Below are 25952 nucleotides of genomic sequence, written 5' to 3' on the forward strand. Positions count from 1 at the left end.
CATGCGGGAACTCCCTGCCTGCCCGGCAGCGGTTTTGTGGGCGCAGTCGCTCCCAAACGGTAGGCGGAGAACCCTGCCTACCCTGCCTTGGGTAAGGGTGAGAAAGAGGCCGCTGCCCGGTGAAACAACAAGTTGCGACTCAATAATTTCAACCGAACGGAGTTTACACCGGCTCTGCCCGTAGACTTGGAGCAACGGTTGTTTCACCGGTACAGCGGCCCAAAAGTACCGGTGCAGCGTCTTTTCGCAGCTCACCCTACGTCTTTGATCGGAAGTAGGATATTTCTACCCTGCTTTTATTTTAGCCGGAGGGAAAAAGAAATGGTCCTTTTGGGTCAAAAATATACATCCTTTAAATCAGTTAACTGTCTTCTGGCGGTTGTAATTTCTGTAACCTTTTTGGTTACCGGGTGTGTAGAACGGCCGAAAGACGGAAAAAGCCCGGAAATAACGGTATATCCAATCCCCGGAGACAATAACGCTGCCAACAGTTACATTGTCAGCAGTGGCGGCAAAGCTGCCGTAATCGATGCCGGAAAACCGGCAGAAATTATGTCCAAATTGGAAAAAGAAAAACTCTTGCCCATTCATGTAATCCTGACCCACGGGCATTTTGACCATATCATCGGCCTTACTGCTCTCAAAGAAAAATATCCTTCATTAGAAGTCTTTATCCATGCGGCTGACCAATACAAGCCGGCGGACCCGGTGAAAAACCTGTCCGCTTTATTTGGGTCCAGGGTAAAAACCGGAGTGCAAACCGTTCCATTGTCGGGGCGGTCTGCCCTTAAAATAGGTCGCGTCACTCTGGAAATCATAGAGACGCCGGGGCATTCGCCGGGCAGTATCTGCATTAAGGCCGGCAATCTCCTGTTCAGCGGCGATACCCTCTTCAAAGGCGCAGTAGTGGGCCGTACAGATTTCCCCGACAGCAGCCCCGAAGCTTTAACTGCTTCACTAAAAAAACTCCTAGCCCTCCCGGATAACACAGTGGTTTATCCGGGGCACGGTCCGAGCACCACTCTTGGTACCGAAAAAGAAAACATTATTTCTATTTTGGATAAATAAAACTAAACCGGTCAGCGTGTTCCATCTCATCAATCATGATTTCAAATAACAGGTCCCTTATGTGCATATCCCGGGTCGCCAACAGCATGGCCCGGTAAAACTCTGCCGCCTCCAATTCGTCCTGAAAAGCTTTTCTTAACCCAGCCTTATAAGTGGTCTCGGTCGGAACAGGCTCTTCTACCGCCGGATAGCGGCCCGTAAGACTGTAATATAACCGGCGCAGTTGGCACAAATGCTTTCTTTCATCATCACGGGCATGTTTTATTTGCTCTTTGTCAAATTCCTTCTCGGCCATATCCATTAGCTGCGTATAAAACAGCGCCGCCTGTGCTTCATCATTGGCAGCCTTCTCCACATCCCGCAAGAACTTACCAAAATTGTCAAACAGAGACCGATGGTCGGTGGGATAGTGATAAGGAAACATAACATTATCACCTCAACAGTTTAGTTTCCTTATAATCTATGCGCCCACCCCCCAAAAAGTTATTAGCTTATCACCACAGAGAATTCATTACTTATAAGTTTCTGCTTCTCAGGTATTCTTTGGTTTTAAAAAATTACCACAGAGGACTCAAAGAGCACTGAGAAAATACCGAAAAAAGTGAACGGTAAAATTTATTAGTAAATAAATTAATACACCATTGCCAGATAAACTTTTACAATAAATTCTCTGTGTCCTCAGTGGACTCTGTGTTCTCAGTGGTTAACTATACCTGTCCATAAATTTGCGGGCAAAAAGGGCCTTGCCGTTTAAATAGTCAAATTTGGCCCCCTGCTTGGTATCCAACCGTTCCATCGTCTCCTCGATCAACTGTTTGATCTTCCACCAACTCGTGTCCCAGTTGCAAAAATACATGTTCCCCTGCGGTCCTTTGCCTACCAGCCTTTGGATGACTATAGCCGGGTCCAGGTATTCCAAAAAAGTCACCACCCGCCGCACATATTCTTCCAGGGAAATAACCTTAAACTCCCCGCGACTGTACATATCGCCCAAAACCGTCCTTTTCACTATATACAAGGAATGCAATTTAACATAATCAACCCCCAGGGCCGATAATATCTTTGCGTTTTCGATAACATCGGTTTCATCATCCCAGGGCAGGTTCAGGATGATATGGCTAACCACCGCAAATCCTCTCTGCTTGATTCGCAACACGGCATCTATAAACTCCGCCAGTCCGTGCCCCCGGTTGATTTTCTGCAGCGTATGATAATTTACTGTCTGTAGGCCCAATTCTATATCAATGGCCAGATTCCGTTCCCTTTGCAGGGAGGCCACGAAATCAAGATAAGCGTCATTTATACAGTCAGGCCGGGTGGAGACAGAAATCCCGATTATATCTTCGTCCTCAACAGCTTCCCGCATATTGCTACAAAACCGGTCAAAAGGCAGGTAGGTATTGGTAAAGGCCTGAAAATAGGCAATAAATTTTTGCGCATGGAAACGCTTCATAAAGAATTTTTTATTTTCCCTGATCTGTTCCCTGACCGTGAGGGTGTTGGGCAGACACTCAAAACCGGACCCTTCCTCATCACAAAATATGCACCCACCGTGCCCCAGCACACCGTCCCTGTTCGGGCACGTTCCCGGTATGTTTACAGGCAGTTTATAAACCTTTCCGCCGAATTTTTCAGCCAAGTGGCTGGAATAATCGTTATACCTTTTTCCCTCTGCCAATCTCATCAAATCCCCATTTCCTTATCTGGTCTCAGTGATATTGTACACCGATAACAGGCCAATATAAACCCTATCTTTACAGGGAAAACAAAAACTACCTGCCATGCCTTTAAATTTGCAGGTAAATACTAATTGCGTAAATCTTTTATCGGGGGTGGTTTCCTTTTGCTGCAGTGTTTACAGGATTTGCCTTTCAAACCACACCAATACCAGATCGAAACGGCACACCGCATACTCCACCAGATGGACTGCCGGGCCTTAATCGCCGATGAAGTGGGACTGGGCAAAACAATCGAGGCAGGACTGGTGATTAAAGAACTGGTTCACCAGGACAAAAACAGGAACATCCTGGTGCTCACCCCGGCAACACTGCTACACCAATGGTGTGACGAGCTCTATAAAAAATTTGACCTGAATTTCTGGATTTGCCGTAAAGGACCATGGGGTTGGGATTATAACTTTGTGATCGGTTCTCTCGATAAAGCCAAGCGGGCCGAACACCGGGAGATGCTACTTTCCCGTTTTTACGACCTGGTCATTGTCGATGAAGCACATAAGCTGAAAAACAGGAAAACTGAAAACTGGAAACTGGTCAATGACTTAAAAACCAGGGGATTGATATTATTGACTGCAACCCCACTGCAAAATAACCTGGAAGAAATCTATAACCTGGTCAGTCTGGTCCGCCCTACCCTTTTCAGAGACTATAAAAGTTTCCTGGAATACTACCAACTGCATCCCAAGGCCCTGATGGCCGAATTGAAGGATAAGCTGTCCGATATAATGATTCGCAATCTCACCAGGGACCAGACAGAAAAGAAGGTCCAGAGAAGGGTACAACTTATACCTATCAGGTTGCGGCCGGAAGAAAAACAGATCTACGAGGCCCTGCAGGAGCTCAGGGGGTCCTTTCTGCGCCTCACCCTGACCAAAGAGTATTGCAGCAGCCCTTCGGCTTTGTACGCCACTTTGCAGAATATGGGCCGGGAAGAACTACTGCCTCTGCTCGAAGAATGCCCCCTGCCCATGAAATTATATCATCTGCAGGCTATTTTGCAGAAACATCCAGGTAAAATCCTAGTCTTTACCGAATACATGCAGACGCAGTTCTTTATCGGGCGCTGGCTCAACGAATTGGGTATCAACTTTATCCATTTTAACGGCAAGTTAAGGCGCAATCAAAAAGAGTACACCAAATGGCTGTTTCAAAACAAAGATTACCGGGTCATGATATGCACCGATTCAGGAAGCCAAGGCTTAAACTTCCAGTTCTGCAACGTGATAGTAAACTTTGACCTGCCCTGGAACCCCATGAAGGTGGAACAGAGGATTGGCCGGATTGACCGACTGGGCCAAACCGCCGACGAAGTATACGTATATAATTTTGTGCTGCAGGATACGGTAGAAGAGAAGATTTTTCACATTCTGGGCAGTAAAATCGCCCTGTTTAAGGAATGTATCGGCGAACTGGACAACATTCTGACCGGCGAGGAAGATACAGCAGAAAATGAGAAACTGCTGAAATCCATGCTCAGGCTTTAACAGTTGCCCAATGTTTCCGGCTGAGGTAAAATTAAAATAAGTAAAGGCTTTGGCCGTCCACCTGGGACAGGTGGATGTCAATATTGACGGAAAACCGGTGACCGGTTTCTGACAGTTTTTCCTACATTATTTTTGATATGGTATCAAGAATCACCAGGGATAATCCCGCCATGCAAAGGATTAAGCCAAAGTTAATTAAACTCTCTTTCCAACCATGGTTTTTAAACAACTTATTAAAAAACAAAGTTGTTCCGACCAGGTAAAGAACAGGAACAACAGCCATAAAAACTACGGAATGCGCCTCTTTGCCCGGCATAAATGCATAGGCCGTCATGATTAACAGAACGAAAAACCAAAACAAAAATCCGGTGACAAATGAAACGGCTAATTTGATGGGCAATAACGAATTCATCTCATTCACCTCTAATAACATTTTTCCACCAAAAGCCGTTTTTGTATGTGACCGGTGTCACGAAAAAAATTATTTTGTTTGGGGCGGTTATTTGGTAAGCAAATCAGTTCGTAATTGATAAGCAGCGGTAAAAAAACTGCGGTAAGCCAATGTACTTGCCACAAAGCAGGATATACTCACAGCCGCGCTGATCATAAACACCACCATGATTTGATAGCGTACGGCAATAACGGGATTTGTCCCGGCCAGTATTAAACCCGTCATCATGCCCGGTAACTGGACAATACCCATTGTTTTCAGGGAATCAATGGTTGGCATCATGCCCATTTTAATTGCTTTCTGCAGGCTACCGACAACAGCCTGCCTGGGCGTCGCTCCCAGAGATAAAGAAGTGATAATCTCCCAGCGTTTTTCTTCGATAGCCTGTCTCAAACGAGTCAACGTCAGGCCTGTAGCAGCCATGGAATTGCCGATCACCATGCCGGCCACGGGGATAGTCTCTGAGGGAACAAAAGCAATTGCCTGTACAGTTATAAGAATGGCAAGGGTAATGGAGGCTCCTGCCAGAATGGCGGAAGTGGTAATAAAAAGTACTCTGGGAATGCCCTTCCCTCTTTTGGCGGCATTTACTGAGGCTACAACGGTCATAACAAACAGCATCGCTAACGTGAACCGCCAGTCGTTGAGGTCAAATATGTATTTGAGAACAAACCCGATCACAAACAGTTGCACAACTGCCCGGACCGTACCGATAAAAATTTCTTTTTCTAATTTTAGGTGTTGCCAATATGAAATAAGCAGGGTAAAAAGAACCAATCCCGAAGATGCTAAAAGCGCCGCGTTGCTCACTTTATTCCCCCCTATTTTTTCCACTGGTTAAAAAAGCCCTGGCCTGACGATAAGCAGGGTCCGTCAGAATTGTTTCAGTGTCTCCAAAAGCCGCTGCCCTGCCGTTGATCAACACAAGGATTTTGTCACTGATACGCCGGGCCTGCTCCAGGTTATGGGTAATCCACACACAAGATAGACGTTTTTTCTTTTTTAAAAGCTGGACAGTCTTTTCCACCACGTCTGTTGAACCTGGATCCAGGGCCGAGGTGGGTTCGTCCAGGAGAAGGACCGCCGGTTCATTGGCAAGGGTTCTCGCCAAGGCAACCCGTTGTTTTTCCCCGCCTGAAAGTTCACTTACTTCCCGGTCCAGTGCAATACCGCCCAAACCGGCCAGGTCTATATATTTCCTCAGGTCAACTACCCTATCCCGGCCTGCCAGAAACGGCCCATAAAGGATATTTTCCCTAAGGGTACCCGGGAATAAGACCGGCTGCTGCAGAACCATGCCTATTTGCCGACGCAGTTCCAAAACAGGATAGCAATTTAACGGTTTGTCCAGATAATATATGCTGCCTTCCGTGGGGTCTGCCAGCCGGTTCAGCAAAAAAAGCAAGGTACTCTTCCCCGCTCCTGAAGGTCCGACGATGGCAACAGTTTCACCTTCCAGCACTGAAAAGCTAATGTCCTGCAGGATAGTTTTTTCACTCTTACGAAACCCAACCCTATTTAATCTCAAGACTTCCTTTTGCCCTTCCATCTAATCCTTCGCCGCTTTCTGTCAAAAATTGTTAAGCAAAGAGCTCTTTTCTTCCGGCATTAATTACCGATTCTGAGTTTATTATACCATGAAAAACGTCCTTGCTAGATAAAATTCTGTAGGGGCTCCGCTGAATCTGGTTCACCAGGAGACTTGCCGCAGGATATATCAAACCAAGGTTCCCTGCATATTCGAAAAATTTTCTATTTGTAAATAAAAATCCGGCATATGAAAACAATAATAACGACTGGTAGTAAAATAAGCGAGGTTCGGGAAATAATGAGTAAAAAACTGTCACTTACCGATTGGGTCTGGATTATTCTTATCGTTTTTTTAATAGCGGGCTGGTTTTATCCCCCTATCGGGATAGTAGCCGTTGTATGTATGGCCGCCCCCGTAGTATATGGTTACGTTAAAGGCGGCCGGATATGGTGCGGTTCTTTTTGTCCGCGGGGTAGTTTTTTGGGTAAGATAATAAGCCGCATGAGTACCCGTGGCAAAATCCCCAAACTACTTACCACAGATTACGTAAAAAACGGCATATTAATTTTTCTGTTGGGTAATTTTGCCTGGGGCATCTATAAAGCCCATGGCAACCCCGCCCTCATCGGCCTTGTTTTTGAACGGCTGATTTTGATTACAACCTTTTTTGCCATTGTACTGGGCATAAAATACCAACCCCGGACATGGTGCTCCGTTTGCCCCATGGGAACCCTGTCCACCTTTGCCGTGAGAGCCAGAAAAAAGCTGGACAAACACAATAAAGACAAAAGTTAAAGCTGCCGCCGGGCAGCTTTTTTTCGGCAAAACATTCCTAAAGGTGAGTATCTTTATTTATAGAATTATTTTAACTTATAGTAGTAATTCCCCGGAGACACAAATGTGCACAAAAGCCAAAATATGTTACGGGCAAAAAACGAAACAAATCTTGCCTTAGAGGCAGGAAAATGCATTGTTTTGGCAGAAGATAAGTAATTTACGGTCAAATCACACAATATATTTGAGAAATTATTAGCCTTGGCGTGATAATGGAGGTCTACGATATGAGCAATAAGGACTACCTTGAGTTTATTGACGAACTTACTGTACTAGCTAAAACCAATAATAAAATTAATACAGAAAATTACACAAAATACGATGTCAAAAAAGGTTTGCGCAACAGTAACGGAACAGGTGTATTGGTTGGGCTTACCGAAATCGGCGAGGTACACGGCTACATCGTTGACGAAGAAGAGGTAATCCCTGTTGAAGGGCGCCTTACTTACCGGGGGATTAATATCCAGGACATTGTTAACGGTTTTCAAAAAGAAGGGCGCCACGGTTTCGAGGAAGTTTGTTACCTGCTCCTTTTCGGCCAATTACCTAATGCCGAACACCTGGCTAAATTCCGGCAAATGATGGGTAATTACAGGATCTTACCGGAAGGCTTTATGCGGGACATGATTCTGAAAGCGCCCAGCAAAAACATCATGAATAAATTGGCCCGCAGTGTTTTGGCCTGCTATTCCTACGACCCCAATCCCGACGATATCAGGATTAAAAATGTCCTCAGGCAGAGTATTGAATTGATCGCCCGTTTCCCTGTTTTTGTGGCTTATGGCTATCAGGCCCTGGCCCATTACCATAAAGGGCAGAGTATGTTTATTCATAAACCCCGGCCCGAACTCAGTACAGCGGAAAACTTCCTATACATGATCAGACAGACGGGAGAATATACCAAAACAGAGGCTGACCTGCTTGATCTGTCACTGGTCCTGCATGCTGAACACGGTGGCGGGAATAACTCAGCTTTCACTACCCGGGTGGTGTCTTCCACCGGTACTGATACCTATTCAGCCATTGCCGCAGCTGTGGGTTCCCTGAAAGGGCCCAAGCATGGCGGAGCCAACCTGCAGGTTATGAAGATGATGGAAAATATTAAAGAGCATGTTACCGACTGGACCGATGAAGAAGAAATCGAATGGTACCTGGAAAAAATCCTGACCCGGGAAGCTTTTGATAAATCGGGGCTGATTTATGGCCTCGGGCATGCTGTTTATACCTTGTCAGACCCACGGGCGGTACTGCTGAAAAAGAAGGCTTTCGACTTGGCTCAGGAAAAAAACCGGCTGGACGAATTCAATCTCTATACTACTATAGAAAAACTGGCTCCCAAGGTCTTTGTGCGGGTAAAAAAGTCAAAAAAGCATCTCTGTGTAAATGTAGACTTTTATTCAGGCTTCGTTTACGATATGCTGGGTATTCCCAGTGAACTGTGTACACCGCTTTTTGCCATTTCCAGGATAGCCGGCTGGTGCGCCCATAGGCTGGAAGAACTCATCAGCGTAAAGACTATTATGCGACCGGCTTACAAAAGCGTAGTTACCAGAAAGGAATACGTGCCCCTGGCGGAGCGGCAGTAATAAATTAATTTCCAGCCGGGAAGGCAGGGAGTTCCCGCATGTTCGAAGATGGCGAAGGCCGCCGGGAAGTCCGGCGCTCAACGCAGGTTGAGTGCCCGGACGGGAGGCGGCCTGACTTATTAGAAATGCAATATGAGCCATCGAGTTCGGGAACGCTGCCTGCCTGGCCAGGGTTTGCAGCACAAAGCTCCGGGGTAGCCGGGTCACCCCACCCACCCCTCCTATATACTGGCCTAGTTGGTTTACCCTAGTTTCCTGAACTGGCTGGGCGTCCTGCCTTCTCTGCTTCTGAAAACCCTCGTAAAGTAGCTGGGCTCTTTAAACCCCAGTTTTTCTGAAATCTCATAAATACTGTATTTAGGGTTGCGAAGAAGTATCTTGGCTTTTTCTATCCTGACTTTGGTCAAATATTCTATTACCGAAATCCCTTCAACCTCTTTAAACAAGTGGCTCAGGTAATACTGGCTTATGTGAACAGATTTGGCTATGTCCTCCAAGGTAATTCGCCTGTGGTAATTTTTTAAAATAAATTCCTTAACCTGCTGTACCAATTCCTCTCCTCTGGGGTTTTTTGCTGGCCTACTTTCGATATAAGCCTGTAAAATCTGGCGGGCAAACTGAGATACGCCTTCAATCGTTTTCAGGCCCGCAATATAAGTTACAAAATCGTGGTTTATCTCCGAAATTTTCCCGTAGTCGGCTCCACTGTCAATTGCCGCCCTGGACAATACCAGCATGAGTTCCAAAACCCTGACCTTTATTACTTCAATATTATAAAGTTCCATTCTATATATATTCATAAGTATATCATCAAAAATATCCCAGACATGGTCAAGTTCTCCTACCCTAATCTTGCTTGCCAGTTCCCGTTCCTTTTGCAAAAGATGTTGATTGCGGTTTTTAGTTATAGTGACTAAAGGGCTCATCACTTATGTACTCCTTTCGAATTCCTCTTAGTTTCCTTATTTGCCCAGGACAATTTTCTCCACAGCAAAAATGTATCTACTTGTATATACATGTATTTAATTATAAATTACCACGCTGTCTACCTTTTGTCAAGAGCAGAAAATGACTAAGTCTAACTATCTTATTAGGAATTTCTACCAAACAAAAAAATGACAATATTCGAGAGAATATTGTCACCCCCAGTAATTGACATATAGCTTATAAAAACCTGTTTGCCAACCTCTGTCCCGACCCCTTACTCCTACAGGTTTTAAACCTTGGCTATTCGCCGGCGTATTAGAAACATATAGCACAGAACTGACCCAAAGCCGGCGGCAGCAATCACTACACCAAGAGGTATGGCTGTATGGCTCCCGCCAAGACCGACAAGTGGGGCGGCGAAAGCGCCTAAAATAAATGAGAGCACTCCAAGCAACCCCGATGCGCTGCCTGCCGCATGCCCCTGATTTTGCATGGCCAGCGAAAAACCTGCAGAGCCCACAATCCCAACACTCGAAACTACCATAAACAAAGGTGGTAAAATGGGGAATAATCCTGCCTTAGTCAATATTGCGACAAGAAGCGAAATACCTCCTAAAAACGATATTCCAATTCCCGTGGTAAACAGTTTGGTTTCACTGACTATCCCCGCCAGTCTGCCGGTAACCTGACCGGCAATAATAATTCCAAAGCTGTTAATTGCAAATAACAGGCTGAACATCTGCGGTGAAACACCGAAAATATTTTGCAGAACGAAAGGCGAACCGGAAATATAGGCAAACATGGCCGCAGAAACCATGCCTTGAGCTAATGCATATCCCATAAAAGTGCGGTCGCAAACCAATTGGCGCAATACTCCTAAGGTGTTGCCGATCCCTCCCCTGGCCCGGCTTGCAACAGGCAGTGTCTCAGGTATCCAGAAAAAAACTGCCATAAATAAGCTAATCCCCACAACAGTCAAAACAACAAACACTCCGTGCCAGGAGGTGAACCGCAAAAGCTGGCCCCCCGCAATGGGTGCAAGGACCGGTGCGGCACCGTTAACCAACATTAAACGGGAAACAAATTTGGTTAGCTTTGACCCCGAATAAAGATCCCTGGCAATGGCGCGGGCTATTACTATACCCGCAGCTCCCGCCAGGCCTTGCAGGAACCGCAGCACAATCAGCATCCAGGCAGAAGGGCTAAGAGCACACAGCAACGATGAAACCGAATAGATTATAAGCCCACCGAGTAATGGTACACGGCGCCCGCGTATATCACTGAAAGGCCCGGCCAGTAATTGTCCTAATGCTAATCCTAAGAGAAAAGAAGTCAAGCTTAATTGCGCGAGGGATGCAGTGGTATGCAAATCCCTGGCCAGCCCAGGCAAGGCCGGTAGATACATATCAATGGATAACGGCCCCAATGCGGTCAATGCGCCCAGCACTATGGCCATCCGTACCCGCTGTGGTTTTGTAGACAATCGAACTGAAGTCGTAACACTTAAACCTTGTGCAAGATTTGCCATTCTGAACACTCAAACCTTTCTTGGAATATATCTAATCATTTTGACAATAGTTCCTCGGTACTATCAATTAACAGCGCTTAGACCCAAATTTATTCATATTACAGTTTTTTTGACGGTCGCAAAAATCACAATGGGTTTTCCCTTTCATGTCCGGCAGATTTTGTCCCACCCCTGTTACCATCGCAATGGATTTACGGGGTATAATAATGTTTGAATCCGTCAGGTGAAGGCCGATTTTACCTGCTTGAAGAAAGTGAACAATAGTCTGCATATCATCAAGAGATGTCCAGTAGGAGTGACCGGGTCCCAAAGGGAAAGTTATTTCCCGTCCCGAGTGTCGGCATACCTCCTCAATTTTCCCCACTGCGGACATACTGCTTTTGGCAACAAAGGCGCTCCCGGCCGCATCAAGGACAAAAGCCTGAAATATTTTGCCCGTCTTCTTATAGTAATCTACACGATCTTCCAGGTCTTTTCCAATAGTCACGGCAAAGAACATTAACTTATCGGCCGTTCCTGCCACCTTCACCAAGAGCCGACTGGTTAACTTCTGCCCTCCCTCAAGAAATAGCTCCTGTCCCCCGGTGCCGGATATACCAACCTCACGCCATATCGCGATGGGACAAATCAAAGATGCTGCTTCCTCTAATATCTGGCGGCGTAATTCCACCATACCCGGGCGGGGAGGGCTTTTAAGGTAATCCGCCCCTTCGGCCTGGAAAAGTTCGTCCAAAGTCACTTCCGGCAGAGGAATTTCCCAAATTGTCGGTTCTTTCATTTTCCATCAATCCTTTTTCCTTAAGCTTAGATAAACAAAATAAAGCAATTAAACACTAGAAACAAAGTAAAGCAACTAACCGGAAGCCTTGCTGAATATAATTTCCAACCAAATAACCGGTATAATTAACGAGTCGGCTGAAAATACGTAGATTGGGCAAAAATGCTGTTGAATTTGGGGTAACTGCCTAATTCAACAAAATTTACCTTACCGGCAATTTCAGCAGCTCTGCGGTATTCACTTGCGGAAAGTAAAGCCAGTTTGGCACCGGTACCCGCAGCGTTGCCAATTGTCTTAATCTTGCTTTCCAGCTCCGGCGGAATCAGTCCGATCACACATGCGCTGTGCGGGTTTAAATAGTTGCCGAAAGCACCGGCCAGCAGAACTTCTTTTATATCACTTACCCGGATACCAAGCGTATCCATCAAAACCTGCACACCTGCCGCCATTGCGCCCTTGGCCAACTGCAATTGCCGGATATCGTTCTGGGTAACCATAATCGGCCTGCCGTGGCCCGTTTGCTCTGCGTCCACAAGCATAAATGCCGGTTGGTCCTCATACTGAACAAGGTGGTCTTTGTATACTTTAGCCGCAGGATTGGTTAATTTATCATAAGACAGTAATCTCCCCCGTTTATCAATAATGCCCAGCTCCACTAATCCTGCTATTACGTCAAGTAAAGCAGACCCGCAGATACCCAGGGGACTAACCCCTCCTATCACAGTATAATCCAGTTTATCTCTGAAGAAAACATGGTCAATGGCACCTATGGCCCCCCTCATTCCACTGCTGATCTGGGCCCCTTCAAAAGCCGGCCCCGCTGCAGCGGAACAGGCCACCATCTTTTCTTTTGATCCGAGGGCAATTTCCCCGTTGGTGCCAATATCTATGACCAGCTTGATATCGTCACTCCGGTCCAATTCCACAGCCAATAATACCGCTGCCGTATCGGCCCCGACAAAGCCGGCAATATTGGGCAGCACAAATATCTTTCCGGCCGGATTTATGTCAATTCGGAGTTCTGCAGCCTTTGCCACTACCGGTTCACTGACAGCCGGTACATATGGCGATACGGCAATACTTTGGGGACTAATGCCCAAAAAAAGATGATGCATACAGGTGTTGGCAGCAATTGAAACCCCGTAGATATGGTTCCTGCTGATTCCTGCTTTTTCTGCCGCTTCACCAATCAGTTTATTCAGTGCTTCTACTACAGCAGTCTGCAACTTATTAAGCCCCTGTTCTTCCTGACCTACAAAATTGATACGTGAAATGACATCAGCGCCGTATTTGGTCTGAGGATTAAGAGTTGATACAACGCTCAACTCTTTTCCAGAATAAAGGTCCAGGAGGTATCCCACAATGGTAGTGGTCCCGATATCAAACGCCATTCCCAGCATAGTTGCAGTGGTATCCTGTTCCTCGATTCCCACTACTTTACCGCCATACATAACGGCAGTGACCCGATGTTGAGCTGCACGAAGGGTCTCCGGCAGCCGGCGAAGAAGGGCAATCGGCGTCTCCCCGTCAAGACGGTCGTAACCGCCTCTGGCAAGACTGTCCCTGAAACGCTGCCAGTCTGAGCGCTGGTTTTCCAGGACCGGCCTGTCCACTTCAACAAATACTTTCTTCAGGTGCGGCTCAACCTGAAAAGACCTTTCCTCTGAAGCTATTAAGATATTGTGCTCCAGCTTTTTATAATTTGGCAGCTCTACGGAAATATTGCCGTAAACTTTAGTTAAACAAGCCAGGCGGACACCCTGTTTAAGTTCTTCTTCTTCAAGGATATCCATTTCCTGAGCTGTCGGTTGACCCGCTCCCTGTAAAATTTTCACCCGGCATTTGCCGCACTTCCCCCTGCCTCCGCAAGGGAAATCTAAGTCGATTCCCGCCTCATTCATTATTTCCATTATAGTACTGCCTTCCATTACTTCTACTTTCAGGTCCCCCGGTTGAAATAATACCTGGTAACGGTTCAATAGTAATCACCCCAGTTATTGATATGACTTCGCAGTTTGACTGCCGAGACAAATTGCCAACCTTCATTATGCCAGAAGATAATACAAAGAGAGAGAAAAACTCTCTCTTTGTATTAATCTTCTTTTTTCTATTCCCAGACATATTTTAGCTCTTTCAGCGCATTTGTTGTTGCGCCTGCACCATTCGTTAGGCAGCAATACTCTTTCTGGCCTGAATTTCCTGTCTTATTTCCTGAACTCTTTTTTCATCTAGGCGGTAAAAAAATACTCCGATAAGTGCCAAGGCAGCTATAGAGCCCGGTACCATAGAGGCTACCAAAATAATGGACCTGGTTAACTCAGCAGTTGGTTCTGCCCCGGCCACATAGCCAATGGCGGCCAGACTAAAGCCGATAATGGCGCCGCTTAAAGCTACCCCCAGTTTAATTGGAAGAGCGCTTAAGGACATAATCAGTCCCTTAGCATTCTTACCGGTTTTCCATTCACTGTATTCAGATATATCGGCATAGACAGCGTACATCACCGAATTGGCCAGGCCTGTGCCGAAGGATACTAAACCGTTCAGGGCAATAAAAGCTATAGGATTTTCAGCAACTACCCACATCAGGGCAAAGCAAATGACCTCAAAACTCAAACCCAATACATAAATTTGTTTCTTGGTAGCCTTTTTGGCCAGTAATCCACCGGCAAAAGCACCCACTAACATTCCCACACTGACAACGGTAAAGAAAGCAGAGGAGAGCATCATGTTCTGGGCGACATATTTGAAATAGTAAACGTTCAGCCCCAGAATCATGTACCTGGCAGTAAGGATACATACCTCAACCATAAAGAATATCAACAAATACTTGTTAGAGAAAATCTGCTTCAACATATCTCCCAGTGTCACGGTCTGCTTTGCTTCCGTTTGAAGGTCCATTACCCAGGGTTTGGACACACGGGCCATTAATCTATAACCGAGCACCTGCAAAATGGCAAAAACAGTAACGGTGAGGAAGAAGCCTCTGGCCTCGTTACCCCCTCCCAGGGTGATGACCATGGGCATGGCAATAATACCCAACAGGATCTGAGCGGCAGAAACAGCTTGCTGTCTTCGGGAAGAAAGGGCTACCCTATCCTCCTGTTCTACGCCGATAACAGGTATAAGGGCAGTTTGTGCGCTCCAGGCAAGGTTCACAGAAAAATGCGCACACACATATAATACCCCCAGGACTACAGCCTTTGTTGCAGTGTTCATGGCGCTGAAGTTAGTAAACATCAGGATAAACAGGATGGCCGTGACCGGAGGCGCCATCAACAGCCAGGAACGGTATTTTCCCCATCTGGGGTTGGTTTTTTCTATGATCGCCCCGGCAATAGGCACGGAAATCGCATCACCGATGCGGGCAATTAACAGTATTGTACCTGCTGTTGCCGCCCCAACAGCCGCCACATCCGTTAAAAAATAGGCATAATAGGTAACCGCCAAATACATCATAAGCTGAAAGCCCGTTTCTCCAATACTAAAAAGATTTATAACACTGGCAGAAGGTCTGACCGCCATGTGACTTCTCCTTTCTGTATAAACATTTTAACTAACCATTCGTCATTGACAAACAAAACAATTCATGCTATACTAGACATGTATATACAAGTAGATACCATTTTAAACGGTAGATTTTTTGTATATTATTTGCAAGGTATTCAAACTTTTTACTTTTTTATTTATGGGAAGAGAGATGATCCCAGTCATCTCTCTTCCCCGTGTTTTTGCAATGCGCTTCTCTGGCAAGGATCAGCTTGTTCAAGCAAATAGCTTAAATTAAACAGCTTGTCCTGCCTTTCCTGCTGCAATCTCTTTTTGCATTTGCTCCAATTTCTGAGGCGTGATTTTATACAGGAATGATATTAGTAACAGCCCTGCCAACAAGATAAGAGCAGGTATCAGCGTAATTCCGCTTTTGATACCGTTTACCAGTTCCGGTGTAGGCGCCATCTCCGCAACATACCCTGCCCCTGCAAGGATAGCAGTAATAACAACGCTCCTTAAAAGTATCGCAGTCTTAATGGGGAAACTAATCAGCGACATAATAAAGCCTCTCGCATTTTTCCCTGTTTTCCATTCACCATATTCAACAGTAGCTGAGTACATGGCAACACTTAATGCATCAGGCATTGCATATCCCAAATAGGCCACGAACATTAAGATCATAAAAGAAACGTAATTCATTGGAAATGCCCATATTGCCAGCAAGCAGCAAATAAATATTAACAGTGATAAAATATAAACATTCCTCTCACCGAATTTTTTGGCCAATGGGTTGGCAAGTGCAGAACCCAGGAATATAACCACGTTAAGACCGGTAAAGAATATGGTAATTACAGCCAGATTGTTAACAACATATTTGAAATAGTAGAAGGCCAAACCGAATATAACAAATCTTCCCATAAACCTACCAAGTTCACCTAACATTAACCCTATAAGAGGCGGGTTGATTACAATTTGCTTCAGCATGTCTGCCACAGACAGTTTTTCTGACGGCTGACCGGCTTCTGCCGTTCCGCTGTGAGCGTAGTCCTTAGTTATAAAGAAAAGCACATAATAGCAGGCTATCATTACAAGACCGGTAATTACAACAGTAAGGGTATAACCTATGGCCGGATTGTCTTTGCTTCCCAGAGCAGTAATCAGCGGCATACCGACCAATGAAAAAGCTATGGCTCCTAATCCGTTGAACATACCCCTGTTTGACGCCATAGCAATTCTTTCTTCTCTTACAGGCGTCAATGAGGAGTTCATGGCAATGTGCCCTGCATAATATATGTTCCAAATCAGGTGGCTTACAACAAAGCCGATTGTAATTAAAACAGCATTCAACGTTGGGGAACCAATTTTAGAAAACTGCAAAACGAAAAACAAAGCTGCGAAAGGAGGCCCTACCAGTAACCATGAACGGTATTTGCCCCACCTCATGTTGCTCTTTTCCAAAATAACTCCTGCTGTAGGCACCCATACAATATCGAATATACTGGTAATAAGCAATACGGTGCCGACTAAAGCCATCGGGAGCTTTGCAAAGTCAGTCAAAAAGGCTGCAAAATAGAATACTTCCATATTTACAAACAACTGAAATCCGAATGAAGGTAATCCGTACAAATTAATAATTGACTTTTTTAATTGCTGTACCATTACATTCTCCCCCTTTTAATCAATGTGGCCTCCTCTACCCTATTTATCCGCCGGATTATTCCGGCGGACCATTACAGCAGTAAGTTCAAAATGAAATTGAACATCATGTCTTCATACTTTTCTATTTTCGGAGCGATTACTTTTTCCGGTCGTCCTTCCAGTTCAGGATGCTTTTCCCTGTATTCTTCCCAGGTCATGTAATATTTGGAATTCATATTCCCCCTCCTTCCTTGGCTAAATGTAGCCGCTTTAATAACTACCGTTTTCCATAATGTAGCTTAATACAGCCCGCAGGTTTTTGGCTACCTTGCCTTCTTTATCAGCGTTGATGATACTCTTGTCAGCCTGGAACCAATATTTGCCGGTTGGCGCCAGAATATCCAGTAATTCTTTAGCTTTATCAATACATTGTTCTTCAGTTCCAGTCTGCAGCAAGGTAACAGGATAGAAGCCGGAAATAATGTGCTTTTTGCCCAGTTTTTCTGCAACAAGTTTCGGGTCACCGTATTCAAACCTCATAATTGTGTTTTCCGGTAATTCATACAGGTAATCCAGATATCTCATCCAATCATGTTCTACAAACAGTTGCACATTTTGTCCCATAGCAACACATTCTTCTACCAGTTTCTTAAACGTGGGCCAGTAGAATTTTTCAAAGTCCTTATCACGCATATAAGGAGCCATGTGCAAAGGAATAAAGGTAAAACCAAGAATCCCCGGAGCCGGCAGCTTGCCCTTCTTGATCATCAAAGGCAGTACTGCTTCACAGGCCGCCAGAACCTTATCAGGATATCTCCTTACATCACCGGAAATCCCTTTAAAGCTCCTCAGAAAATCAGCTAAAAAATCAAAAGGAGCTTCTGTCAAGGCAACCGCCGGGGCCACCAGACCATGTTTGGCATTAATTCTTTCCCTAATCTGGGCCAGGGTACCGTAATCGTCGTAATAAGCCTTCATTGCTTTGGCCAAAACCAGAGCCTTTTGACTGGGCTCTGCATCAAGCTCGGTATATAACCTGGGCAAAACAGTGTCAATAATAAAATCATAGGGGGCTGCAATAAAGTCATCGTATTCTTCTGCCAGCAGACCCACTACCTCCGGGTGCTGCATAAAACCGCCGGAACCCATGACAATAGCCTTGGAACCCAACATTTGGTAAAAGGCAGGGAGCCTTAAACTGCCTATGGGAGTAGTATCCGTCGGAAACTCCTGGCAAAACTTGTCAAGAATCGGTTCCATGCTGGGTACATCCCATTGAACCACTGCCAGGTCCTCACCATAATACTGAATCGCATATTCCAGAGTTGCCGGATTGCTCACCGGCACCCTTTTAGGGGTCTTTCCGCTGAAAAGATCCCTGAAAATCTGTTCCCTTTCTTTGGCTAATGCGGTAACATCCGCCATCATTACATCACCCACCCCTGACAGATTTTTACGCCTTCAGCGGCGTTGGTCGTGAATGCATCAGCGCCTATCTGCTTGCATGCATCGTCAGTAACAGGGTTTCCTCCGATGATTATTTTTATGTCATCACGCAGTCCTGCTTCTTTAACGGCATCTACTGTCTTTTTCATGGCATCCAGGGCAAGGGTCAGCACCCCGCTCATCCCCAGGATTTGCGGCTTTATTTCTTTTACTTTTTCTACAAACTTATCGGCCGGCACATCTATTCCCAGGTCATATACCTCAAATCCTGCCGCTTCAGCCATGCTGGCAAAAATATTTTTGCCTATGTCATGTAAGTCCCCTTCAACTGTACCAAGTACTATTTTCCCAATCTTGGAGGCCTTCTCCCCACCTAAAACGGGTTTTAAGGTATCAATGGCTGCCGTAAGTAATTCCCCGGCAAATATCAAATCCCCAACAAAGTACTCGCCTTTCTCAAATAAATCTCCGACTATGGCCATTCCCTGCTGACACGCGTTAACTACTTTGTTTGCTTCTTCCCCACTTGGGTTAGTTCCCACAAATTCTTTCAACATCGCCAATACTTTTTCTTCGTCAAGTTCTCCTACTGCCTGAGTCAACTTTTCCAAATCCACCATAATCATTTCTCCTCCTTTAATAGTTGTATTAGGCCGAATCTCTCTGCACTTTTCCGGTTAACTCAATTACACCCCCTGCCCGTCATCAAACATGCTAATATTTCTTATTTTCTGACAATTTTAGTCGCTCATAAATTTCAGACAATTGCATTGCCAACTAATTTCAATTGTAATGCCAATTATTTTTCGACCACTTTAACGGGTCCAATTTTGTTTTTCCGGTATGCGTTGGCAAAGTTCCTGCAGAACCGGTCGCGTCCAAGCAACGCTTCCGTTGCCAACAGCGTCGTTAACATGTCCCTGTTACAGGGGTCCAAAATGGCTGAATCCATGCCGGCATACATTGCTATAGTTAAAAAGTGTTGATTTATTACCTTTCTTAAAGGCATACCAAAAGAAATATTGCTTAAACCTGAGGTAACTTTTATGGTGGGGTACAATTCTTTTACAGCGGTCAGTGTCTCAATGAAGTTCAGCAGAGATTTGTTATCAGCGGAAAGGGCCATTACCAATGGGTCTATGTGGATCCTGTCGGGGGTTATGCCGTATTTTTGTGCTTTTTCTACCATAATCTTTGTTATATCTACCCTGGTCTGAACATCTGACGGAATTCCCCTGTTGTCGCAGGTCAATGCGATAACCTGCCATTCTGTGCCCTGTATCATCGGGTAAATAACTTCGCATTTGTCGCCTTCCTCGGATACTGAGTTAATTATTCCGGGCCGCTTGGCATATGGAAAAACCTTTTCAATTGTTCTTGGATTGGGGCTGTCAATGCATAATGGTTTATCAACGGCATCCTGGACAATGTCCATCAGCCAGATCAAAGTTTCCTCTTCGATCTCCGGCGCTGTACCTGCACAGACATCGATGTAATCGGCTCCTGCCTCGGCCTGCCTGACAGCCAGGTCCCGAATAAACTCTTCATCCTTGGCCTCTATTGCTTTTTTGACACTTGGAATGGTACCGTTAATTTTTTCCCCAATGATAATCAATTAATTCACCCCCTTTGTCTTCTCGTAAGCAAGTAATTACCTGTATATACATGCAATTTCATTTTATCACATTTTATCATTTTGTCAAGAAGTACTAAAATGCGACAAAATATGAATTGCCCCCAATCCAACTGCCTAAGGCCCCGAAAAAAATAAACTGCACCAAAATTTTTGATGCAGTCCTTTCCAAGGGTTTTTATATTGCAAAATATTCATTGGCTAATTCCCTGCAATTTAATATAGTCTCCACGAAAGTATGTAATTCCCAGCCCCATTGGCTTATCTTCACTGTTATAAAGTTTCTGCTCCACAACCATTAAGGCCAATTCATTATAAATATTTAGATATCGTTTTATATCCTCATCCGGAGTTCGAGCATAAATGGTGAGTTCTTTTTTTATCGCAAAAAGGGACGTGCTGCCGGAAATCATTTCTGTGAAGGTAGCATGTTCGATTTCTTTTTCCACTATAGGCATCCCCTTACGGTAAATTAAATATTTAACGTCATAAGCTACAGGGTCGCCGTCAGTATAAAACAACCGACGGATCATAATAACGTTTTTGTTCCTGGTAATCTGTAATTCATCGGCCAGCTTTTCATCGGGCATGATAATATTGACTTCCAGCAACTTGGTTTTGTCAACACTATTAATAGCGTTGTTCATTTCGTCGTAATAAAGAATATATTTATTATGTTGCGGCTTTCGAACAAAGTTACCTTTACCGGGAATTGAGTAAATGTATCCTTCGTTGGCCAGAATGGCCAAGCTTTTTCTTACAGTCATCCGGCTGGTCCCAAATTCTTTACACAATGCAGCTTCCGAAGCAATAGCATCACCTGGTTTTAATTCGGCGCGGTTTATCTTATTCTTTATTTCTTCAGCTATTTTTATATAAACAGGATTACTCATTTTTATTTACTCCCTGTCCGGTCCGATTAATCCATTCGATGCATTTTTTTACGCCAACAGCAGCGTCATTGGCAAAAGCATCGGCGCCAATAAATCTTAATGCATCCTCTGTAAGATGGTTACCGCCAACGATAAATTTAGCTTTATGTCTTAACCCGGCTTCCACAAAAGCATCAATTGTCTCTTTCATTGCATCCACAGTAGATGTGAGTACACCGCTTAACCCAACAATATCGGGTTTGTGTTCCTCAACTTCTTTTACAAAAATCTCTTTCGGAACATCTACCCCGAGATCAATAACTTCAAAGCCGTTGGCTTCCATCATGCCCCTGAATATGTCTTTTCCAATATCATGAATGTCGCCTTTTACAGTTCCAACGATAACTTTCCCAATCTTTTGCTCGTGGTTGCTTTGGAAATGAGCGGTCATTTTATCTAATTCCAACACTTGCTTAAAAATAAGCCCGGCCATAATCAGGTCTGCTATATAATAGTCCTTGCTCTCATACAGCTTGCCAACCCTGTTCATACCTTCGTTAATCAGTTCCAGCAGGCGGAGCGGATGCATTCCTGCATTTAGCGCCTCGTTAGCCAGTTTTATGGCATTTTCTTCGTCTAATTGCTCTACCAGCTTTATAATTGTTCCTTCCATTTTCTTTAGATCTTTCATTTGATCCTCCACAATAAAGTATTTTGAGGTGGTAACCTAAATAGCCTGGTGGGATGGCTCACTGTACTGATGCCGAAAATGACCGATATTGACTGTTTCACCCTTTTTAACGACGCAGAAATTTTCATCATATGGCCCTGTTAACAGCTTTTTCAGAAACCAAATGCCGCCTTCTGTTACAGCCAGTTCCAGGTGGGTATTTTGGGCTAACTCCCGGGCTTTGTTCAACCACTCTTCCAGGTTATATGCTTTTGTGTCAATAAGCATTAAATGATGATAGTGCTTGAGCATTAGCGCAAAAATTTTCTTAGCCCTTTTTTCTCCATAACGTTTTAAAGTATGCCAGTATTCATTCAACAAGCCTTTAGAACTTTCCATCCAGCCTTTAGTTAAGAAATAGGTTTCTTTCCGGCGTTCAAATATTTTGCCGGGCTCGCTTAATACCATAGATATGCAATCATCAGTCTTAGGAATAATTAAATTAGCCGTAGAAGCCTTTAAACCTACCAGACCGTTACCGCAGCAACCGTAGGCGAATAATATGTTGTCCACGTTAGTCAGTGCATCTATTTCCTTTTGCAACCTTTTCCTTAATTCATTAGGATCTATATGATATTCTGATTCTACCCAAATTACCGGATATTGGCATCCCGTTTCCCGTATCGCCAAATTTAATTCATCAAGCAGCGTCTCACAGGCAATAATTGTATAATTCATATAAATCATTCCTCGCCTAAAATAATGTAAGGTCACAATACAGCATCTGGTGTTAGTTTAACCGGGAAAACCGCCCTCAAGACGTATATACAGCAGTATACCACTAATTATTATATTATAATTATTAAATATTTTTGTCAACTCTTGGATTCCGGTGGTTTTCTCTTTTATGACCCGATGCACATGTTAGGAGGTGCCGGGGGCCAGGCGCCTCTTTTGGCTAGATGGCTTCTATAGAGTTAGGACCCGCCTCAGCCCGGGCTTTGGCGCCCAATTCAGGCAGAAACAAGGCCACTACGCCCATCATTAAAAATGACAAACTGCCCAGGGCAAATAGCATATTGTAGTTTTGGCCCGCCAACGGGGCAATAATAAAAGATGGAATAAAGACAGCCCCGACAACTTGCAGAGTACCGATGATACCTCCGGCGCTTCCGGCATAAACAGGGCCTATTTCCGGAAGCAGCATCGGGAACGCCATAAGTAAAGGCGTGCATATTCCCGAGAAGATTCCAAGCAGGGCAAGCAGCGCTACCATGTCTGCCCCTTGAGCAACCAGCCAGGACGAATATCCGGCAATTGCTCCCAGAACCGCCACAGGGGCCAAAAAGGGCTTAATTTTTCCAATGCGGTCGGACATAACGGGACCTAAGATGCTGCCCACAATGGTACCAAAGGTCACTATAGAGGCCATAAACCCGGCTGTTACCGGACTCATCCTATGCACTTTGTTTAATGCATTAGGAAGAAAACCGGAAAATACCATTGATGAACCCATGAAAAACATCAAGGCTAAACCCACCAGCCAGACATTTTTGCTTCTGGCAGCTACGCCAATATATTTGGTCACGGACATGACCGGCAGATCAGGTGCGCCCTCAGGCTTGGGCTTAATAAAGGCCATCCATAAAATCCATATTACCAGCATAATTAAACCCGCAGTAATAAAGGCGCTCTTGGTTGTTGGAAAGAAAGCCGACGTGGCCAAAGCGACACTCATACCAACACCGCTGGCAGAAAAATAGATACCCATGGCAGTGCCCATCTGTTCCCTGGGAAACCATGCCCCCAGCAGCTTGGATACGTTGGCGTTCAAGAGGCCCGGACTGATTCCGGCCAGGAACATCAGCATAAACATTTCCCAGAAGTTGTGGGCGGCAAACCGGAAAAACACTCCTACTATCGAAAAGACAAACCCTACTGCTACCACTTTTTTGACACCAAAGCGGTCAGCTAAGGCGCCCGCCGCGAAACTGAAACATACACCGGCCAACATAGGCGCTGTCAGGATCATGGAATACTGCCCAGGTGTCAGTTTGAAATCAGGGATAATTTTATATGCCAAGGCTGCTACCTGAAACTGGGCGGCGATACCGATAAATACAGCAGACCACATGATTATGAGAATCACCCAGCGATATGGCGACAGCAAAGGCTTTGTACCTTCACTCATGATTTAATTCACTCCTCTCCTGCATCATCAATTTACTTGGTAAAAAAATAAAAAAACAGAAAATAATACAGAGAGAGAATCAGGTCTCTCTCTGTATCGATTAGTAAGCAGTTTTCTAGATACACAGGAACATGATAAATGCAAACAGCCGTTCCTCATAACTCTGCATTTTAGGAGCGATTACCTTCTCCTGTTTCTCATCAATTTCCGGATGTTCTGCCTTATACTGTTCCCAGGTTTTATAATACTTGGCCTGCACTTACAACCCCTCCTTAATAATTAGCGTTGGTAGCTACGTATTCCAGCACAGCCTGGAGGTTTCTGGTGTTAACACTGTCCACTGTGATAGGTGACTTATCAAAACCAAAGAAGTACCTGCCACCCGGGGCCAAAATATCGATAAGCTCTTTAGCCTTGTCAATACACTCCTGCTCGGTCCCGGTTTTTAACAGGGAAATTGGATAGAAACCGGTAATGATATGCTTTTTGCCAAGTTTTTCTTTGACTAATTTGGGGTCACCGTACTCAAACATCATGATGGTGTTTTCCGGCAGTTCAGCTAAATAATCAACATAACGCATCCAGTCTTGCTCTACGAATAGGAATGACTTAATGCCGGCCTCCGCTAAACCATCAACGGTTTTCTTAAAGGTTGGCCAGTAGAATCTTTCAAAGTCCTTATCCCGAAGATAGGGTGCCATGTGCAGAGGAATAAATGTAGCCGATGTTTTTGTCGGGTTAGGCTGCATGCCCATTTTGATCATCCATGGGGTAACTGCCTCAACGGCCGCTTCCACTTTATCAGGAACCCGGCGAACATCAATGGAAATATTCTTAAAACCCCTTAACTGGTCAGCGACGAAGTCGAAAGGTGCCTCACACATGCCGCCAAAAAGGTTAACACGGGCATAGCCGTATTTCTCTATCAGTTTGTCATATAACATGGCGGCAGCGCCCATGTCATCGTTAAAGGCGGTGAAGGCTTTGGCTAAAGTCATAGCCTTACCCACTGGGTCTTTATCAAGTTCACTGTATAACCGGGGTAATACCTTTTCTACTATACAGTCGAAGGGTGATTCGATGAAAGCATCATAATCTTCTAAAGCCAACCCTTCAACCTCAGGATGCTGCAGGAATCCGCTGGAGCTCATGACAAAATTGCGGGCACCCAGGATCTTGTAAAAGGAAGGAAACCTGAAAGCTAGTACAGGCAGTGTATCGGAATAAAAATCCGCACAAACTTTTTCAAATATCTCCGGAAGTAGTGAGGTATCCCACTGAGCTTCCGCCAAGTCTTTTCCGGCATACTGAATAGCAAACTCGATGGGCAGATTGTGGCTAACAGGCACTCTCTTGGGAATGACACCGTCAATTATATCTTCAAACAATTTAGTCCGCTCTTGGGACAATGCGAGTTTATCGGACATTCTATTTCACCCACTCCTGACAAATTTTTACGCCTTCAGCAGCGTTGGTTGTGAATGCATCGGCGCCAATTTGCTTGCATGCATCCTCGGTAACAGGGTTCCCCCCGATAATTATTTTTATGTCATCACGCAGCCCTGCTGCCTGAAGCGCATCCACAGTATTCTTCATTGCATCCAGAGCAAGGGTGAGCACACCGCTCATGCCCAAGATTTGTGGCTTAATTTCTTTTATCTTCTCTACAAACTTGCCGGCCGGAACATCTATCCCCAGGTCGTAAACTTCAAAGCCGGCCGCTTCGGCCATGCTGGCAAAGATGTTTTTACCGATGTCATGCAAGTCACCTTCAACTGTACCGAGAACTATTTTCCCAATTTTGGTGTTGCTCTCCCCACCCAAAACAGGTTTTAAGGTGTCGATGGCTGCTGTAAGTAATTCCCCGGCAAAGATCAAATCACCAACAAAGTACTCGCCTTTTTCAAATAAATCTCCCACTATGGCCATTCCCTGCTGACACGCGTTAACTACTTTGTTTGCTTCTTCCCCACTTGGGTTAGTTCCCACAAATTCTTTCAATATCGCCAATACTTTTTCTTCGTCAAGTTCTCCTACTGCCTGAGTCAACTTTTCCAAATCCACCATAATCATTTCTCCTCCTTTAATAG

The 25952-nt window shown here is 44.9% G+C and carries 26 protein-coding genes; 4 read left to right on the plus strand and 22 right to left on the minus strand.

Features of this window, described 5'->3' with window-relative positions; translation table 11 throughout:
• Positions 1-321: 321 nt before the first annotated feature.
• Positions 322-1068 (plus strand): MBL fold metallo-hydrolase, encoded by a 747-nt coding sequence (locus Tfer_RS06165; protein WP_052217355.1) that lies wholly within the window; start codon positions 322-324, stop codon positions 1066-1068.
• Here Tfer_RS06165 and Tfer_RS06170 read toward each other — a convergent pair.
• Both Tfer_RS06170 and mnmL read right to left on the minus strand, forming a co-directional pair.
• A complete protein-coding gene (locus Tfer_RS06170) occupies positions 1052-1492 on the minus strand; it encodes a ferritin-like domain-containing protein (protein WP_013121433.1) in 441 nt (146 codons plus the stop codon). The genes Tfer_RS06165 and Tfer_RS06170 overlap by 17 nt on opposite strands.
• Positions 1493-1771: 279 nt before the next feature.
• Positions 1772-2752, minus strand: coding sequence for a tRNA modification radical SAM protein MnmL/YtqA (mnmL, locus tag Tfer_RS06175; protein WP_052217356.1), 981 nt, complete (start codon positions 2750-2752; stop codon positions 1772-1774).
• 159 nt (positions 2753-2911) lie between these two features.
• Between mnmL and Tfer_RS06180 the strand changes: the two genes are divergently transcribed.
• A complete protein-coding gene (locus Tfer_RS06180; RefSeq protein ID WP_052217357.1) occupies positions 2912-4288 on the plus strand; it encodes a DEAD/DEAH box helicase in 1377 nt (458 codons plus the stop codon).
• Between the two features lie 121 nt (positions 4289-4409).
• Here Tfer_RS06180 and Tfer_RS06185 read toward each other — a convergent pair whose 3' ends face one another.
• From Tfer_RS06185 to Tfer_RS06195, 3 genes are all read right to left on the minus strand, one after another.
• On the minus strand, positions 4410-4700 hold the full coding sequence (locus Tfer_RS06185; RefSeq protein WP_152908989.1) for a hypothetical protein: 291 nt from the start codon (positions 4698-4700) through the stop codon (positions 4410-4412).
• Positions 4701-4787: 87 nt separating this feature from the next.
• A complete protein-coding gene (locus Tfer_RS06190) occupies positions 4788-5549 on the minus strand; it encodes an ABC transporter permease (RefSeq protein WP_052217359.1) in 762 nt (253 codons plus the stop codon).
• Position 5550: 1 nt separating this feature from the next.
• Positions 5551-6288 carry an ABC transporter ATP-binding protein gene (locus Tfer_RS06195; protein WP_052217360.1) on the minus strand — a complete coding sequence of 246 codons (738 nt, stop codon included), beginning with the start codon at positions 6286-6288 and terminating at the stop codon, positions 5551-5553.
• Positions 6289-6567: 279 nt separating this feature from the next.
• Between Tfer_RS06195 and Tfer_RS06200 the strand changes: the two genes are divergently transcribed.
• Together Tfer_RS06200 and Tfer_RS06205 are read left to right on the plus strand one after the other, a co-directional pair.
• Positions 6568-7065, plus strand: coding sequence for a 4Fe-4S binding protein (locus Tfer_RS06200; protein WP_052217361.1), 498 nt, complete (start codon positions 6568-6570; stop codon positions 7063-7065).
• A gap of 266 nt (positions 7066-7331) precedes the next feature.
• Positions 7332-8690: a citrate/2-methylcitrate synthase gene (locus tag Tfer_RS06205; RefSeq protein WP_052217362.1), complete on the plus strand. Its 1359-nt coding sequence runs from the start codon at positions 7332-7334 to the stop codon at positions 8688-8690.
• A gap of 242 nt (positions 8691-8932) precedes the next feature.
• On the opposite strand, the gene Tfer_RS06210 is transcribed toward Tfer_RS06205, so the two are convergent.
• The 17 genes from Tfer_RS06210 to Tfer_RS06280 all read right to left on the minus strand — a co-directional run bounded on the left by Tfer_RS06210 (position 8933) and on the right by Tfer_RS06280 (position 25929).
• The gene (locus Tfer_RS06210; RefSeq protein ID WP_052217363.1) at positions 8933-9616 is read right to left on the minus strand and encodes a helix-turn-helix transcriptional regulator; all 684 of its coding nucleotides are present in this window, start codon (positions 9614-9616) and stop codon (positions 8933-8935) included.
• Between the two features lie 290 nt (positions 9617-9906).
• Positions 9907-11073, minus strand: a complete 1167-nt coding sequence (locus Tfer_RS06215; RefSeq protein WP_052217364.1) for a multidrug effflux MFS transporter — start codon at positions 11071-11073, stop codon at positions 9907-9909.
• A 139-nt stretch (positions 11074-11212) separates the two neighbouring features.
• On the minus strand, positions 11213-11923 hold the full coding sequence (locus tag Tfer_RS06220; protein WP_052217365.1) for a Vitamin B12 dependent methionine synthase activation subunit: 711 nt from the start codon (positions 11921-11923) through the stop codon (positions 11213-11215).
• Between the two features lie 125 nt (positions 11924-12048).
• A complete protein-coding gene (locus Tfer_RS06225; RefSeq protein ID WP_152908990.1) occupies positions 12049-13902 on the minus strand; it encodes an ASKHA domain-containing protein in 1854 nt (617 codons plus the stop codon).
• A gap of 187 nt (positions 13903-14089) precedes the next feature.
• Complete coding sequence (locus Tfer_RS06230; RefSeq protein WP_052217366.1) at positions 14090-15445, minus strand: MFS transporter; 1356 nt, start codon at positions 15443-15445, stop codon at positions 14090-14092.
• Between the two features lie 258 nt (positions 15446-15703).
• Positions 15704-17071 carry an MFS transporter gene (locus tag Tfer_RS06235; RefSeq protein ID WP_052217367.1) on the minus strand — a complete coding sequence of 456 codons (1368 nt, stop codon included), beginning with the start codon at positions 17069-17071 and terminating at the stop codon, positions 15704-15706.
• Positions 17072-17142: 71 nt separating this feature from the next.
• Positions 17143-17286, minus strand: a complete 144-nt coding sequence (locus Tfer_RS16705) for a hypothetical protein (RefSeq protein ID WP_200901013.1) — start codon at positions 17284-17286, stop codon at positions 17143-17145.
• 34 nt (positions 17287-17320) lie between these two features.
• The gene (locus tag Tfer_RS06240; protein ID WP_052217498.1) at positions 17321-18475 is read right to left on the minus strand and encodes a uroporphyrinogen decarboxylase family protein; all 1155 of its coding nucleotides are present in this window, start codon (positions 18473-18475) and stop codon (positions 17321-17323) included.
• Positions 18476-18477: 2 nt separating this feature from the next.
• Positions 18478-19116 (minus strand): cobalamin B12-binding domain-containing protein, encoded by a 639-nt coding sequence (locus Tfer_RS06245; protein WP_052217499.1) that lies wholly within the window; start codon positions 19114-19116, stop codon positions 18478-18480.
• A 179-nt stretch (positions 19117-19295) separates the two neighbouring features.
• Entirely contained in the window at positions 19296-20111 is an 816-nt protein-coding gene (locus Tfer_RS06250; RefSeq protein ID WP_052217368.1) for a methyltetrahydrofolate cobalamin methyltransferase, read from the minus strand.
• 212 nt (positions 20112-20323) lie between these two features.
• On the minus strand, positions 20324-21022 hold the full coding sequence (locus Tfer_RS06255; RefSeq protein ID WP_013121451.1) for a GntR family transcriptional regulator: 699 nt from the start codon (positions 21020-21022) through the stop codon (positions 20324-20326).
• On the minus strand, positions 21015-21692 hold the full coding sequence (locus Tfer_RS06260) for a cobalamin B12-binding domain-containing protein (RefSeq protein WP_013121452.1): 678 nt from the start codon (positions 21690-21692) through the stop codon (positions 21015-21017). The genes Tfer_RS06255 and Tfer_RS06260 overlap by 8 nt, the downstream gene beginning before the upstream one ends.
• Positions 21693-21728: 36 nt before the next feature.
• Positions 21729-22409, minus strand: coding sequence for a DUF1638 domain-containing protein (locus Tfer_RS06265; RefSeq protein ID WP_013121453.1), 681 nt, complete (start codon positions 22407-22409; stop codon positions 21729-21731).
• Positions 22410-22629: 220 nt separating this feature from the next.
• Entirely contained in the window at positions 22630-23862 is a 1233-nt protein-coding gene (locus Tfer_RS06270) for an MFS transporter (protein WP_052217369.1), read from the minus strand.
• Positions 23863-23977: 115 nt separating this feature from the next.
• The gene (locus Tfer_RS16710) at positions 23978-24121 is read right to left on the minus strand and encodes a hypothetical protein (RefSeq protein ID WP_013121455.1); all 144 of its coding nucleotides are present in this window, start codon (positions 24119-24121) and stop codon (positions 23978-23980) included.
• A gap of 13 nt (positions 24122-24134) precedes the next feature.
• Complete coding sequence (locus tag Tfer_RS06275; RefSeq protein ID WP_052217370.1) at positions 24135-25289, minus strand: uroporphyrinogen decarboxylase family protein; 1155 nt, start codon at positions 25287-25289, stop codon at positions 24135-24137.
• A gap of 1 nt (position 25290) precedes the next feature.
• Positions 25291-25929 carry a cobalamin B12-binding domain-containing protein gene (locus Tfer_RS06280; protein ID WP_013121457.1) on the minus strand — a complete coding sequence of 213 codons (639 nt, stop codon included), beginning with the start codon at positions 25927-25929 and terminating at the stop codon, positions 25291-25293.
• Between the last annotated feature and the right edge of the window lie 23 nt (positions 25930-25952).

Source organism: Thermincola ferriacetica (genome assembly GCF_001263415.1).
Lineage (GTDB): Bacteria > Bacillota > Thermincolia > Thermincolales > Thermincolaceae > Thermincola > Thermincola ferriacetica.